The organism is Gammaproteobacteria bacterium (assembly GCA_022340215.1).
In the GTDB taxonomy this organism is placed as follows: domain Bacteria; phylum Pseudomonadota; class Gammaproteobacteria; order JAJDOJ01; family JAJDOJ01; genus JAJDOJ01.
In genome coordinates this window covers 1-14,160 of record JAJDOJ010000221.1, presented here as the reverse complement: position 1 = coordinate 14,160, position 14,160 = coordinate 1, and the positions used below count along the sequence as shown (strand labels likewise).

Annotated in this window: 12 protein-coding genes and 1 pseudogene; 3 read left to right on the top strand and 10 right to left on the bottom strand. The window is 62.3% G+C overall.

The window, feature by feature from the left end:
• Positions 1-174 precede the first annotated feature (174 nt).
• Positions 175-474 carry a polyhydroxyalkanoic acid system family protein gene (locus tag LJE91_15270; GenBank protein MCG6870034.1) on the bottom strand — a complete coding sequence of 100 codons (300 nt, stop codon included), beginning with the start codon at positions 472-474 and terminating at the stop codon, positions 175-177.
• Positions 475-687: 213 nt separating this feature from the next.
• Here LJE91_15270 and LJE91_15265 point away from each other — a divergent pair, with 213 nt between their 5' ends.
• Entirely contained in the window at positions 688-912 is a 225-nt protein-coding gene (locus tag LJE91_15265) for a hypothetical protein (protein ID MCG6870033.1), read from the top strand.
• Positions 913-940: 28 nt separating this feature from the next.
• Here the strand turns inward: LJE91_15265 and metK are convergent, their stop codons facing one another.
• From metK to LJE91_15250, 3 genes are all read right to left on the bottom strand, one after another.
• Positions 941-2,125 (bottom strand): methionine adenosyltransferase, encoded by a 1,185-nt coding sequence (metK, locus tag LJE91_15260; GenBank protein MCG6870032.1) that lies wholly within the window; start codon positions 2,123-2,125, stop codon positions 941-943.
• Positions 2,122-5,298, bottom strand: coding sequence for a cation-transporting P-type ATPase (locus LJE91_15255; GenBank protein MCG6870031.1), 3,177 nt, complete (start codon positions 5,296-5,298; stop codon positions 2,122-2,124). Before LJE91_15255 ends, metK begins: the two co-directional genes overlap by 4 nt.
• Before the next feature lie 208 nt (positions 5,299-5,506).
• Complete coding sequence (locus LJE91_15250; protein MCG6870030.1) at positions 5,507-6,388, bottom strand: zinc metallopeptidase; 882 nt, start codon at positions 6,386-6,388, stop codon at positions 5,507-5,509.
• Between the two features lie 216 nt (positions 6,389-6,604).
• Between LJE91_15250 and sixA the strand changes: the two genes are divergently transcribed.
• Positions 6,605-7,066: a phosphohistidine phosphatase SixA gene (gene sixA, locus LJE91_15245; protein ID MCG6870029.1), complete on the top strand. Its 462-nt coding sequence runs from the start codon at positions 6,605-6,607 to the stop codon at positions 7,064-7,066.
• Positions 7,067-7,346: 280 nt separating this feature from the next.
• Here sixA and LJE91_15240 read toward each other — a convergent pair whose 3' ends face one another.
• Positions 7,347-7,595, bottom strand: coding sequence for a hypothetical protein (locus LJE91_15240; GenBank protein ID MCG6870028.1), 249 nt, complete (start codon positions 7,593-7,595; stop codon positions 7,347-7,349).
• 255 nt (positions 7,596-7,850) lie between these two features.
• Here LJE91_15240 and LJE91_15235 point away from each other — a divergent pair, with 255 nt between their 5' ends.
• On the top strand, positions 7,851-8,498 hold the full coding sequence (locus LJE91_15235; protein ID MCG6870027.1) for a DUF502 domain-containing protein: 648 nt from the start codon (positions 7,851-7,853) through the stop codon (positions 8,496-8,498).
• A gap of 80 nt (positions 8,499-8,578) precedes the next feature.
• On the opposite strand, the gene LJE91_15230 is transcribed toward LJE91_15235, so the two are convergent.
• The 5 genes and pseudogenes from LJE91_15230 to LJE91_15210 form a co-directional block, all read right to left on the bottom strand.
• Positions 8,579-9,709: a trypsin-like peptidase domain-containing protein gene (locus LJE91_15230; protein MCG6870026.1), complete on the bottom strand. Its 1,131-nt coding sequence runs from the start codon at positions 9,707-9,709 to the stop codon at positions 8,579-8,581.
• Between the two features lie 303 nt (positions 9,710-10,012).
• A pseudogene (locus tag LJE91_15225) lies at positions 10,013-10,222 on the bottom strand (serine protease).
• A gap of 164 nt (positions 10,223-10,386) precedes the next feature.
• Entirely contained in the window at positions 10,387-10,896 is a 510-nt protein-coding gene (locus LJE91_15220; protein MCG6870025.1) for an Hsp20/alpha crystallin family protein, read from the bottom strand.
• A 102-nt stretch (positions 10,897-10,998) separates the two neighbouring features.
• Positions 10,999-11,910 carry a YfdX family protein gene (locus LJE91_15215; GenBank protein MCG6870024.1) on the bottom strand — a complete coding sequence of 304 codons (912 nt, stop codon included), beginning with the start codon at positions 11,908-11,910 and terminating at the stop codon, positions 10,999-11,001.
• Positions 11,911-12,203: 293 nt separating this feature from the next.
• Positions 12,204-14,160, bottom strand: a 1,957-nt coding sequence (locus LJE91_15210; GenBank protein ID MCG6870023.1) for a cation:proton antiporter, incomplete at its 5' end; no start/stop codon positions are given.

Genomic DNA, 14,160 nt, shown 5'->3' with positions numbered 1-14,160 from the left:
CTACTGCGCTGATGGGAGCTCGGCTCAAATGCCCCCGATTTTTCGTTGCGTAGGCCCACTATGCGCCTCAAAATCGTGAACATTCGATCTCGCTCTCCCATCATGCTCGCTACGATCACCTAAGTCCGACAGGCTCCTAGGGTACACAGCGACCAAGGGTCTGGCGCACCCCGCTCAGGTCGGTCTGGTATCGCCCTTATCCGTCAGGGCGACCTTGATGTTTTCGTCGATGGACCGTTCGATCTTGCCCTTCATGGGGGAGAGCAGCATACCGAGCTTGATCTTCAGCTCGACGAAACCGTCCCCCATGTCGATCGATCCCGATGCCCCGGAGCGCTTGAAGCGCAGCGAGTCTCCTTCCCACACATAGTCCGCGTCCAGTTTCTTCTTGAGGTCCCTGGCGAGTTCTTCCACGCGGGCCCGAACGACCTCCCGCGGTAACGTGTGCGTACGCTTGATGTGAATATTGGCCATCTCCGGGTCACCATGGCTCTGCTGTTTAACCGGCAAGTATCCAGCTCGGGGAGTGCCCGACCAGCTATCGTTGATTGAACCCCGCCCGCTCATGCAATGCAACCCGAGCCACCCGATGCTCACCGGCGCGTATACAAGGGTAGTAAAAAGCTTGCCAAACCCCCGCCGTTCTGTATGATCGATATATCCTTGACCGGACTGGGGGAAATAACGATGGGTGGTGGTCGCTTGCTGGTTACCGGTATCACGTTCGGCGTCTTCATGACCGAGGCGTTGATTCACTACAACATGGGCAAGGCCGGCCCCGACGGCAAGTTCCAGTTCCATCTGCCTCCGGCAAAGGAATTGATGAAGATTGCGGCGGTGACCGGCACCTTCTCCCTACTCAGCGGCGTGCTGATCGATTCGCTGCAGCGGAAGATTCCGCCCGGGGTCTAGTCGCCCCCGCCCGCCGGTAGAAGACGCGCTACTTCAGCGCGTCCACCTTGTCCGTCCGTTCCCAGGGCACATCGAAATCTTCTCGGCCCATGTGTCCGTAGACCGCCAGCCGGCGGAAAAAGCCCTCTTTCGCCGAACTCAGTTTTTTCAATCCCAGGTCACGCACAATCCCACCCAGCCGAAAATCGAACGCCTGATCGACACGTGAGGCGAGCTCCCGCTCACCCACCGCACCGGTTCCGAAGGTTCGCACCCTGAGGCTCACCGGCTTGGCCACCCCGATGGTGTAGCTCAATTGCACCTCGCACTCCCGCGCCAGACCCGCGGCAACGACGTTCTTGGCCGCGTGCCGTGCGGCGTACGCGCCCACGCGGTCGATGCGCATGGGGTCCTTGCCGCTCAGCGCCGCGCCACTGTGGCGCGCGAACTCACCGTAGGTATCGATACCGGTCTTGCGGCCCGTGAGACCGGAGTGCACGGAGGGGCCACCGCCGACCCGGGCACCCGCCGGATTGATAAATATTAGAGTGTCCGCATCCGGCTTGATCTGCTCGTTTTTCAGAACCGGGTCGATGACGCGGGTCCGCATATCCTCCCTTAGCTTCTGGAGGTCCGCTTCCGAGGCATCGGTCTGCGTCGCGACCATCGTGATACTGTGGATCCGGCACGGTCTTCCGTCGCGGTACTCGATACCCACCTGGGTCTCGCCGTCCGGAAGCAGGTACGGCAGTTGCTTCGCCACCTTTTCCGAATCGAGGAGGTCGGCGAGGCGATGCGCCAGCGAGATCGGCAAGGGGATCAGGTTCGGGGTCTGGTCGCAGGCGTAGCCGAATACGCTCGCCTGCTGCCGGTTGGGAATCGAGTCGATGGCTTCGTCGTCCATGTCATCGAGATCGAACGGGGTGTAGTCCGTCGCCGTGTGATCCATGAAACTCGAAAGGATGGTGCAGGCCTCCGCGTCGAAGACCTTTTTGGGATAACCGACGTCGCGGATCACACGTCGGGCGATCTCGGAGATGTCGACCTTGGCATGCGATGCGTAATGTGTGGAAATGAACATCACGCCACTGGCCACGGCGCACTCGGCAATGATCCGTGCATCCGGGTCCTGGCGGATGAAATGATCGACAATCGAGTCGCTGACCTGGTCGCACAGCTTGTCCGGATGACCGATCGTGACGGACTCGGATGTAAAGATAAAATCTTCGCTCACGCCGTGCTCTCCTGTTCGATTGCCCCACCCAGCATTGTTGTATCCCGCACTTCTTCACCTTCCTCATCCAGACGGAGTGCCGGCTTTGTCGCCTCGTTGGCGATCAGCGGCAGAATGACGCCAGCGGCAATCACCGCGAGATCCCCGGCGCCTAGCGGCGTCGTGCCGAGCAGGCGCCGCAACGCAGGTACCACGCTGACGATGACCTGCAGAATACCCATCCCAGCGATCGCCCGCTTCAGATGGGGATTGGGCGATAGCGAGCCGCCTCCCGGAAAGATCCGGTGCTCGGAACGCGAACTGAAGGAGTGAACCAGTTCGTTCACCGTCAGGGTATTGAACGCCAGTGTGCTGGCCGCCGCACCGATACCGTATCGGCGCACGCCATAGAGGTAGGCGCCCATGGTGCCCACGCCAATGGTCCCCGACTCGAACACCATGCGCTTCAGCGCCTGTCCACCGATAATAGCCTCGTTCGGGTCACGCGGCTTGCGGTCCATGATATCGGGCTCGGAGGGCTCCATCGCCAGCGCCAGCCCCGGAAAGATGTCGGTCACCAGATTGATCCACAGCAGCTGCATCGGGTTCATCGGCTGCCCCAGGCCCATCGCGGTCCCGGCGAGCATGACCTCGATCTCCGTCAGGTTGGTGGAGATCATGAAGTGAATCATCTTGCGGATGTTGTTGTAGATCGTGCGCCCCTGGCGCACCGCGATGGACATCGTGTGCAGATTGTCGTCCTCGAGCACCACATCCGACACGCTGCGGGCGACATCCGTACCCCCGCCCCCCATCGCCACACCGATATCCGCGGCCTTCAGCGCCGGCCCGTCGTTGATTCCGTCCCCGGTCATCGCGACCACGCGCCCCGAGGCCTGCAAGGCCTGTACGATCTTGAGCTTGTGGGCCGGACTCACCCTGGCGAAGACGTGAACGTTCGTGACCAGGCCCGCCAGCAGATCCGGATCCATATCCTCCAGTTTGCTGGACTCGAGCACCTGCAGGGGCTTGTCGCCGCTCAGCCCGAGTTGCTGGCCGATCGCCTGGGCGGTGGCAGCCTGATCACCCGTGATCATGACGGTCTCGATGCCGGCCCGGTGGAACTTCGCGATGAGCTTGTCCATCCCGGCACGCATGGGGTCCGCCATCCCCGCCAGACCCAGCCAGACCAGGCGTTCGGTCTTCCGGGGCATGCGACCTTCGTCGAGAATCCGGTAAGCCACCCCCAGGACCCTGAGCGCGTTCCCCGCCATCCGCTCGTTTGCGGTGAGGATCTCCTGCCGCATCGCCGGGGTGAGCCGAACGAGTTTCCCCGCTTTCATCTGCTGACCGCACATGTCGAGGACCTCCTCGGGACTCCCCTTGACCGCCAGCAGGTGCTTGCCGTCCTCGAAGGGATGCAGCGTCGTCATGTAGGGCCGGCCTTCGGCACGGTCTCGGCAGCGCAATTTGGGAAACTGCTTCCGAAGTGCCTCGACCTTTAGGCCTGAATTCAGCGCGAGGTCCACCAGGGCCTTCTCCGTCGCCGACCCCTCCATGACCCGCGCCTCGGGGGGCCCGCTGAATTCGGTATCGCTGCACAGCGACACCACCTGCATCAGGCGGATGAGTTCCTCTCGATCACGAGGATTGACAACCGCACCGTCTGCAATCAGACGGTGTTCAGACACATCGAAAGCGTTATCACCGGCATGCACCGCGACGACGGACATGCGATTCAGGGTGAGGGTGCCGGTCTTGTCCATGCAGAACACTTGCACCGACCCCAGGGTCTCCACGGCGTCAAGGTGCCGCACCGCCACGTTGCGCTTGCGCATGTCGGCGATGCCCATGGCCAGGGTGGTGGTGGCAACGGCCGGCAGCCCTTCCGGAACAGCGGCCACCGCCAGCGACACCGAGGACTTGAGCATCTCGAGCCACGCATAGCCACGGAGTACGCCCACGCCGAAGACCCCCGCGCAGACGCCACCGCTGATCAGCGCCAGGGAGGTGCCCATGCGATCCAGTTGCTTCTGCATGGGTGTCTCGGGGGCCTCGGCCTCCCCCACCATCGTCTGGATCTGCCCCAGCTCCGTCGCCTCGGCGGTGGCAACGACCAGCGCGCGACCGTTTCCGCCACTGACGTGCGTGCCCATGAACGCCATGTTGCGACGATCGCCCAGCGGGGTGTCCTCGCGGGGGGCGAAGCCATGATCCTTGGAGACCGGCAGACTCTCCCCGGTCAGCGCCGACTCGTCGATGCTCAGGCGATGCGATTTCAGGATACGCGCATCGGCGGACACGTAGGTGCCCGGAGAGAACAGCAGGATGTCGCCGGGGACGATCGATTCGACGTCGATCTCGCCCTCGCGTCCGTCGCGCAGGACCCGCACGGTGCGCACGCCGGTGTCGGCCAGTGAGCTGATCGTCTTCTCGGCCTGCCGCTCCGTCACGAATCCGATCACCGAATTGATCAGGACGACACCGACGATAACCGCGGCATCGAGTATCCCGCCCGTGACGATCGCCACCACGGCCGACGCGCCGAGCAGATAGACGGGGGGGCTGACGAACTGGCCGAGAAATATGGCGATATCTGTTCGCCGCTTGGTCGCTGCCAGGCTGTTGGGCCCGTACAGCTCGAGACGGGATGCCGCCTCGGTCCCGCTGAGACCGTTGTCCGCGGAGAATGCCAGCCTGCGGGTAAGCATTTCGGAATCCATCAGGTGCCAGGGCTCGATCTCCTGCCCCAGCCGCCCGGGGGCAGGCATGGCTTCCGCACAGGCCGTCGCACCGAATACCGGCACCGGCTGACGCGAGGACACCCTTTCCCGGATGAGGCCGGACACTCCCCCCGGCACCGCGGAAAGCTGCGGGCGTCGGGTCTTCCGGGGGGGCCGTCTAACCGGCCTTGCCGGTTTCCCGGGAACCGTATCGTCGAGCAGGGTCTTGATGCAGTCGACCAGGTCGTCGACCGAGAGACCCGGAGCGTACACCACCAGCAGCCGCCCGGTAAGCACATTGGCCGACACGCGCCTTACCCCGTCGATCGCGCCAAGGCGACCTTCCAGCAGGGTTTGAGTCCTTGGCGAGCGATACAGGCCGGCAACGTCGAGACGTATGCGTCCCGGCGTGCTGTGCCTGGATGTCACCATCGGTGGATTGAGGTCCGGCTTGTGTCTAGGCGAAGGCATTATTGTCACCGTGGTGTGGAACCCCGATTGACCTTCTTATCACAGTTTTATGACAACCCTGTTACGGAGAACCGAGACTGATCAACCGTGAAAATCCTACCCGCAACCGATGGCTCGGAGAGCGACCGCACCGCGACACGTTTTCGATCGGGACATCTGACCAGACGGGCTCGAGGTCCTCGGCCTCCGCTCGGGGAAAAAGCCCGGCCTACGCCGCCTCAAGGCTACGGCGCAGTTGAATCCATTGCCTGATGACCGGCTTGCCGACACTGCGCAGCAGCGTCTCCATCACGCCGCCGCGCCGCCGGTTCCTGGAGCGTTGCGGGACGGTGCGGGGTTTGCGATGAGCATCCCGCGAAACGGCTTCGGCGCCGACGAGGCCGACCCGTGCGGGTCTCGGCGCCGGGGCTGGTGTCGGCATTCCACGCACCCAGGGCCACACGTTGAGTACTCCCGCCAGTGACGACGCGACGTAGGTAAGCGAGCAGGCGGTCAGGATCTCCCGGGCCGCCTTCTCCTGCTGCGCGTCGATGTACTGGGCGCGAAGCATCGGCAGCGCCTTGCGGAAACTCGCGTCGAGTTCCGCCGGCAGCGCCGCCAGCTGCGCAACCACACCGACCCCGATCATGGTCAGCGCGATGGAACCGACCACCATCGGTGGAACCGGCGCCCGGGTGGCCAGCGCCACCAGCGGCACCGCGATCAGCATGACGGACCCGGCCTGTCCGGTCACCTGGGCGACCCGCGCCAGTCGCAGGCGCCAGACGAACGGCGGGTAGCCGGACGCGTCCTGCAGGGCGTGACCCACCTCGTGCGCCGCGGTCGTCAACGCGGTCAACGATCGGCGATCTATCTTGTCACGGGTCAGACGCACGGTCCGCGTTTGCGGGTCATAGTGATCGCCGATGTCCGTCACCTCGATGCGCACCGCATTCAGACCATGGCGGTCCAGCAGTTCCCGCACCAGTTCGGCACCCGTCAACGAGATCGATGCGTCGCTCTTGTTGTGGCGATTGAGAACCTGCCGGACCCAGAGTCTCGGTCCGAAGATCAAGGCCGCCGCCGGAATGATGATCAGTACCGGGTGCATATCGATTCCCCCAAACCAAACATACGATGCCAGTATACGACTGGCGGTGGAACAATTTCCCGGGCATCGTCAAACCCGCGGCGGGCAGCAGGATGAATGTCAGGTAAACTCTGCCTCGAAGATCCGAAATCTCTGCTATTTTCTGGGTATGTGCCAGCAGCATCGGCGCCGGGCGCGACTCGTGTGCCCGACTAACATTGCGCGTTGGATCGCATCATGAACCTATTGCTCGTACAACACGGCCAGGCGAAGAGCGAAGCGGAAGATCCGGAACGGGGTCTCACCGAGGCCGGAACGGACGCTGCCGAACGCATGGCGAGGTGGCTGCAATCGACTGACGTCGAGGTCGGCGAGATCCGTCACAGCGGGAAGCGGCGCGCCGAGCAAACCGCGTCCATACTCGCCGAACGCCTTTTCCCACCGCGAGGCGTCGTGGCGGTCCCTGGACTTAAGCCGAAAGATGACGTTCACCAGGCGGCAGAATCGCTCAGACAGATCGACGACAGCGTCATGATCGTGGGCCATCTTCCCTTCCTCAGCAGGCTGGCGGGACTTCTGGTCGCAGGAGATCCCGACTGCGAAGTGGTCCGGTTTCAGTACGCGGGTGTCGTCTCCCTGACAGAGCACGAAGGTCGCTGGAGCGTCGAGTGGATGATCGTACCGAACCTCGTCAAGTAATTCTGCGGCAGCGCCGATGCCGCACCCGGTAAGCCGTCTCGATGGTGGTCCGTGACGGACTCGAAGCTTCGGGCAATGCAGTAGCAACTCGGCCAATTCTCCTCGCGAGCACCGTTCCAGCCCTCGACCGACTCAGACACTCGACGCGGCGCGTGTTCTGTCCGGCAGACATGTTCTACCCGGCGACGCGACGAGACGGAATGCCCCGGCCCGCACTCTCGCCTAATACCTGCCGAAACCGACGTCGTGGCTCGTCGGGATGGGGGAAGACATCGATTGTTCACAAATTGGCGGTGAAGCCGTCCGCAGCAGTGCCGGAACCGGAAGGCGTCCGCCGGTTCACCGATACCATTGGCGATGTGCAGGGATGCTTCGACGATCTGCCGCGGCCGCAGGCGCGGTCAAGGTCCGGAAGAAAGATACGATCGCCGAGATATTGAATGCCCCGGACGGTGAGGCGCTGTTGTTCTGGCTGCGACACCAGCCGTTGCTGCACCAGGACTCCAGGCTGGGATACGCCATGATGCATGCCGGACTCCCGCCCAATGGGATCCGGAACAGGCCCGCAGTTATGCCCGCGAGCTGGAGGCGGTGCTGCAGAACCTCGACTACGAGGATTTCTTTGCGCACATGCGTGGCGAGAAGCCACTGCAGTGAAATGAGGATTCTGTTCGGCCATTGGGCTACGCTGGACGCCAAGTCGGCAAAGAAGCAACGCGTCTATCCCCTGGATAGGGGACATCCTCGCGCCGTCCCGGTTCCCTAGTTCAGAGGAAACACACGAGTGAGATTCATAAGCAGATACATCCTGACCGGTCTGGTAACTATCCTGCCGGTCGCACTCACACTCTATCTCCTGTACTGGCTGGCGGTTTCGGCAGAGTCCGTGCTGGGTGGCATGATCCAGCTCGTGCTCCCGAAAGCACTCTACTGGCCGGGAATGGGTCTTATCGCGGGCGTGATCGTAGTCTTTGTGGTCGGACTGCTGATGCATGCGTACGTCTTTCAGGTATTGTTTGCCTGGGCGGAAGAAGTTCTATTCCACATGCCGCTGATCAAGTCGGTCTACCGGGCGATCCGTGATTTCTTCAACTATTTCTCCCCAGGCAGCAAAAAAGAGTTCGAACAGGTGGTCGCGGTCTCCATCGGGGACACCGGTATGCAAGTGATCGGGTTCGTTACCCAGGCGATTCCCGAGCGCCTCCCGGAGGATTTCCGCGAACCGGACAGCATACTGGTCTATCTGCCCATGAGTTACATGATCGGCGGTTATGCAGTGCTGATGCCTCGCAGCGCGGTTCGCCCCCTGAAAATGAACATGGAAGAAGCCATGCGCTTCACGCTGACCGCTGGGATCACCGGTGCCACCACATCCTCCAAAGACACCGTGGAGGCCATAAAAATGTCGAAACACGAGGACGGGGATGGCTAATTTCATTCGCGACAGACCGGAGGCCAATCCCATCGCGGAGATTCGTCGTCTATTCAATCCTGGCGCCGCGCCGCAAACAGTCAGGTTTCTTCCTGTAGCGTCAGGTCCACCTCCATTTCCTGTCCCGCGCGCCAGATCCGCAGAGTGACGCGATCCCCGATTCGATATTCATCCATCCGAGCCAACAGCGATGGAACCGAGTCCACGGGATCATCGTCGAGTTCGAGGATGACGTCTCCGGGAATGATATCGCCACGACGGTCGATCCTGGTGCCACGCAGGCCGGCAGATGCGGCGCTCGACCCCGGCTCGACCTTCAGTACGAGCACACCCTGGACCCCGAGTTCCCTGGTCAGCACGCGGTTGATATCCGCATCCATACCGACACCCAGACTGGGACGAATATACCTGCCCCTCGCGATCAACTCGGGAATCACCCGGTTGACCGTATCCACCGGCACGGCGAATCCGATGCCGGCGTAGGCCCCCGAGGGGCTGTAGATGGCCGTATTGATCCCGATCAGATGTCCCGCGCTATCGAGTAGCGGTCCGCCGGAATTGCCCGGATTGATCGCGGCGTCGGTCTGGATGAGGTGCTCGATCGTCGTGCCATCGTCTCCCGACAGGGAACGGTCCAGGGCCGAAACCAGGCCGCTGGTCAGGGTGTGGTCGAGACCGAAGGGATTCCCGATAGCAAAGACCTTCTGCCCCACCTTGAGATCACGACTCGTGCCCAGAGGTACGGGTGGCGGACTATCGAAAGCCACGTTGATTCTCAGTACCGCAAGGTCGTGTGCCGGGCTGGAGCCGACGAGTACCGCGGGGTAACTGCGTCCGTCATTGAGCCGCACGACAGCCTCGGATGCCCCCTCGATCACATGCTCATTGGTCACAACATGCCCCAGTTCATCCCAGATAAAACCGGAACCGGTTCCCGTGGGAACACTGATGCTGTTTCGAGTCCAGTAGTCGAGTACCCGCTGACTCGTGCTGATGTACACCACGGAAGGACTGGTGCGTGCGAAGATTTCGATGGTAGCCCGTTCGTCCCCAGCCAGTTCTCCACGCGCCACTACGGTACGTGGTTCGGCCGTCAGGCCGACCAGATATCGTTCGATCCAGGGTAGAAACTGCCAGACGACAAAGATCAGTACGACGATCCAGGTAAACCAGCGCAGGCGGCGAAGGATCGGATCTGATTCAACTTGCATCAGAGAACTTCCTTTTTTTTAGACTGCGCATCCCTCGCGGCATGGGCCACAGCGGATACGCCTGCATCCTACCATCCGGGGAGGCGTCGATCCGCTTCGATGCACGGTGGCGAAACCGCCGCCATGCATCGATATCGCCTTAGCGACTGACGGACACCATCACTGTAACGCGACAAATCGCTGCATACCGTCCTCTCGAACCAGCAGCAGAATGCGCTTCTTGCGATCCGCCCTGGCCACTTCCCGAGTGAATGCCGCAGCGTCCCCGATCTCCTCGTGATTGACCTGCAGGATGATCGACCCGGCCTTGTCTGCCGGCGAATCCTCGGCGACTTGCGCGACGAGGATTCCCTGTCCCGGTTCCATGTCGAAAGACTTGGCGAGATCCGGGGTAAGCTGCTGGATCACGATCCCTAGGTAGCCACGCGTGACCTCACCCTGCTCGATCGACTGATTGGCGATCGCCCTTGCCAGATTGCTGGGAATCGCGAAACCCACGCCTATGTAGGTGCCGCAGGCGAGACCGACCGCGCCACCGACGCGAAGGCCTTGCTGGTCTGGCGCAGGCTCTCGACGCCACCATCGAGCGCGTGGGCGGGCCACGCAAGAGATGACGACACAAGAAACAGAATTCCGATGACCGGGCTGTTTTTCATGGCAGCCTCCATTGTCACTCGTCAGCGCACTTCGACCTTGATGCCATGCCGGCGCCCGGACTTTGTTTTCGGGAGTTCGACCCGTAGCACACCGTTCCTGTAGCTGGCGCTGGCCTTGTCGGACGCCACTTCCTCGGGTAGCGGAATCGCCCTTTCGAATCGTCCGTAAGCGCACTCGGTCACATGGTAGCGACCCTGGGTTCGCTCGCGCTGTATCTGCTTCTCGCCGCTGATTACCAGGTAACCGTCACGGACCTGAAGGTCGATGTCGGTCTTTTCCATGCCCGGAGCCTCGAGACGGACCACGATATTGTCGTCGTCATCGAACACCTCGGCGGCCAGGACACCCCAGCCGGTACTACGCTCGGCGATCTCCCTGCGCTCTTCGGGAGATTCCGTCCCGCCTTTTTCCCTTCCCGGATAGAAGCGCGTTATCGCCCCCGCGGCGTGCCGGTACAGCCGTTGCCATCCGTCGACCAGGGAATCCCAGGCTTCGTTCAGACCCTCGCGCAATTGATGTAGTGTCGACATGCCTTTCCTCCTTTCGGGAACGAAGTATCAACTATCAACCAGTCCCGGGCGATCGGCGGGCCGGTTCGGGACCCGGCCCGCGCTCTCACCGGCTCGGACGAGTCAGAGCAGATCGGAAAGCTGCTCCTTGATCTTGTCGAACCATCCCTTGCCGCCTTTCCCGCCGGCAAACTTCGCCTCGATCTGGTCGAGCTGCTCGTACATGGGCTGGAATGACTTCTTGCTGCCATAACCCAGTAACTCGGCCATTTTCAGCTGCGTGCGGGCCTCGGCAAGGAGGTCCGCCATGGTCTTGTCCTCCTTCTCCGTGCGCTCCTTGTTCTCCGCCAGGGCTTCTGCCTTGTTCAGCAGCCATTCGGCGCGCAGCGTGGGCAAGGGAATGACATCGTCGGTGGTCACCACCAATGTGTTGAGGGCTGCCTGCAGCTCCGCCTTGGCCTCGTCAAGCTTACCCGCATCGATCAGCGGCGTGATGGCCTTGATCGCATCCGGGTAGGTCGCCAGTGGGATGCTGGTCGTACGAAACACGATTTCACTGGCCAGATTGGCCACCAGCGGCCTGGCCTTTTGCACGTTACCGTCTTCGAGCAGGTTTTCGGCGTCATGAATCATCGCCTTGACGGTATCGGGGCTCGCCAGCAGATCGTAGGTCACCACCTCGACGTCAACCGGTGCCAGTGCCAGACTCGGCTCGCGAGCCAGGATAAGCTCCAGCTTGCCTGTGGTTTCCTCCAGTGCCGCGAGTGCCTCCTCGGTATTCTTCTCGTCGAGCGCCTTCACGGCCTTTTTGGTCTCGGCCAGAGCGGTCGTTGCCTCGGCAATAATCTTATTGCGAGTTTCCTCGGCCGTTTCCGCCGACTGCTGGTTGACCTGCGGCTGCACCGACTCGGTCGCCGCCGATTTTTCCTGCGGTTCGGCGGGTGGCGCGGTGTCGTCGGCGAATACCGTCGGCGATACGGCGAGCGCCAGGCCGAACGCGGCAGCACGTAGCAATCTGGGATCAAGAATGGTCATCTCGCACCTCCTTAGCACGGATTTCTGAACAGACTCATCTGTCGACTACAGGATCGGATCAACCTTCGATGCGACCCGGGCAATACGCTCCTGTCTCATCTTCCCTCGTATTGTGTACAAAGGATTTTGCGATAAGCATGCCATTCGCGTGGACTACCCGGAATCGCTTGGTAATCCGGGATTCTCGCGGGAACACGGCGTGCCCGCGGCCAGGATGGCCGGTTTTCCGGGGACGGGCACCGGTCGGTTTGACCGGTGCCGCCGACTTGGTTCCCCAACGCGATTCGCGACCTCTATCGAACACCCCCCATCAGAAAGGCCGTTGCCTCCTCCAGTGCCTCGCGGTCGCCCTTGAGCACCAGCACGTCACCTGCTCTCAAACGGGTATCCACCAGTCGGCCCGGCACCCTGATCGCACCGTGACGGACGTCAATGAGTTCGACAGCGCGATCCTCTAGATGCAGTTCCTGAGGAGTACGCCCGCTCGCGTAGTGGCCCTCGGTGACGATGAACGACTCCAACCGTTCGGGATAATCCCGCCCCTGTTTCGCTGATCTGCCCAGCGCGGTGTCATGAAAGAACGCCCGAAGCGGCGCATAGTTCTCGGCGCGGACCACGCTCAGCCGTTCTATCACCCGGGAAGGCGGCACATCGAGCATGATCAGCAACTGGCCGGCGAACGCGAGGCTGGTTTCCAGTCCCTCCGGAAAGATCGTGGCACCGGCCTCTATCAGTCGTTCGTCGTCGCGCCCTCGACGGCTGCGTACCAGCACCGGCACGTCGGAACCAAGCCCTCGGACATGACCGACGATACGCTCGGCCAGACCGGCATCGTCCATCGTGACCGCAAGCGCCCGCGCTCGGTCGATCCCGGCGGCCCGCAGAATCCCGGGTTGCACCGCATTGCCGAACAATACCGGTTCCCCGGCGGCAGAGGCCTGTCGAATCCGCTCGGGATCCAGGTCCAGCGCCAGGGCGGGGATACCCTCATCGGTCAGGATCTGCATCAGGTTCTGACCGAGCCGGCCATAGCCGCAGATGATCACGTGACGATCGAATCCCCGGCCGGACTCGGCAATATGAGCCTCGGCGTCGAGTTGCCGGAACGGCACATGAGTCAGGGACAGCTTTCCTGCGATCTGCCGATTGAAATGCAGGAATACCGGTGCGGCTGCCATGCTCAGGATCAGTCCGCCCAGTACAGGTTGAACCACGGACGCTGGGAAGAGACCCGAGACCAGGGCGCTCGATACCACCAGCAGTCCGAATTCACCACCTTGCGCTAGACAGACGGCGACCCGCCATGAATCGTTCATCGTCTGGCCGAAAAACCTCACCAGGGGCGCCAGGATCAACGGCTTGGCGAGAAGCAGGCCGGCGAGCACCAGCGCAACCCCGGCGGGGGCGTCGAGAAACGTATTCGGATCCAGCTGCATGCCGATCGTCGCGAAGAACAAACCCAGCATGAGGTCGCGAAACGGTCGAATATCCGCCTCGACCTGGTGTCGAAAGACCGTCTCGCCCAGGAGCATGCCGGCCATAAAGGCGCCCAGCGTCGGCGACAGATCGGCCAGCGCCGACAGTCCCGCCGCAGAGACCGCGAGTACCAACGCGGTCATCATGAACAGTTCCGGCGATCGCGTGCCCGCCACCCAATGCAGGAACCGTGGCAACAGCCTGCGTCCCATCAACACCAGGGTGAGGAATACGAGGACCGCCTTGGCGACCACCCATCCGAGCGCCGCCGACAACCCCACCGGATCGGCAACCAGTACCGGCAGGACGGCCAGCAGGAGGACGGCAGCGATGTCCTGGAAAAGCAGAATCCCGGTGACCAGCCGTCCATGCGGGGCGGGTAACTCCATCTGCTCGCCCAGCTGCTTGAGCACGATGGCCGTAGAGGACAGCGCCAGCGCACCACCCAGCACGACGGCCTCGACGGCCTGAAATCCCAACACGAACGCCACCAGGCCCAGTATCGATGCCGTGAACAGCATCTGAGCACTGCCCAGACCAAGGACCATGCGTCTGCCCGCGAGCAGGCGAGGCAGCGAGAATTCGAGCCCGATGGTGAACATCAGCAGGACGACGCCCAGCTCGGCAAGCAGCCGCGTGGCGGCGCCATGCGGGAGCCAGTCCAGGCCCGACGGCCCGACCAGTACGCCGCAAGTCAGATACCCGAGAATGGGAGAAAGGCCAAACCGCTGGCACAAGGCGACCAGCATGGTCGCGATGACCAGCACGACCACC

What these genes read in the sequence shown, in the direction of transcription:
- LJE91_15265 (MCG6870033.1), top strand. Translation starts at nt 688, where the DNA reads ATGGGTGGTGGTCGCTTGCTGGTTACCGGTATCACGTTCGGCGTCTTC.
- LJE91_15230 (MCG6870026.1), bottom strand. Translation starts at nt 9,709, where the DNA reads ATGCAAGTTGAATCAGATCCGATCCTTCGCCGCCTGCGCTGGTTTACC.
- LJE91_15250 (MCG6870030.1), bottom strand. Translation starts at nt 6,388, where the DNA reads ATGCACCCGGTACTGATCATCATTCCGGCGGCGGCCTTGATCTTCGGA.
- LJE91_15215 (MCG6870024.1), bottom strand. Translation starts at nt 11,910, where the DNA reads ATGACCATTCTTGATCCCAGATTGCTACGTGCTGCCGCGTTCGGCCTG.
- LJE91_15240 (MCG6870028.1), bottom strand. Translation starts at nt 7,595, where the DNA reads ATGCATCATGGCGTATCCCAGCCTGGAGTCCTGGTGCAGCAACGGCTG.
- LJE91_15220 (MCG6870025.1), bottom strand. Translation starts at nt 10,896, where the DNA reads ATGTCGACACTACATCAATTGCGCGAGGGTCTGAACGAAGCCTGGGAT.
- sixA (MCG6870029.1), top strand. Translation starts at nt 6,605, where the DNA reads ATGAACCTATTGCTCGTACAACACGGCCAGGCGAAGAGCGAAGCGGAA.
- LJE91_15270 (MCG6870034.1), bottom strand. Translation starts at nt 474, where the DNA reads ATGGCCAATATTCACATCAAGCGTACGCACACGTTACCGCGGGAGGTC.
- LJE91_15255 (MCG6870031.1), bottom strand. Translation starts at nt 5,298, where the DNA reads ATGCCTTCGCCTAGACACAAGCCGGACCTCAATCCACCGATGGTGACA.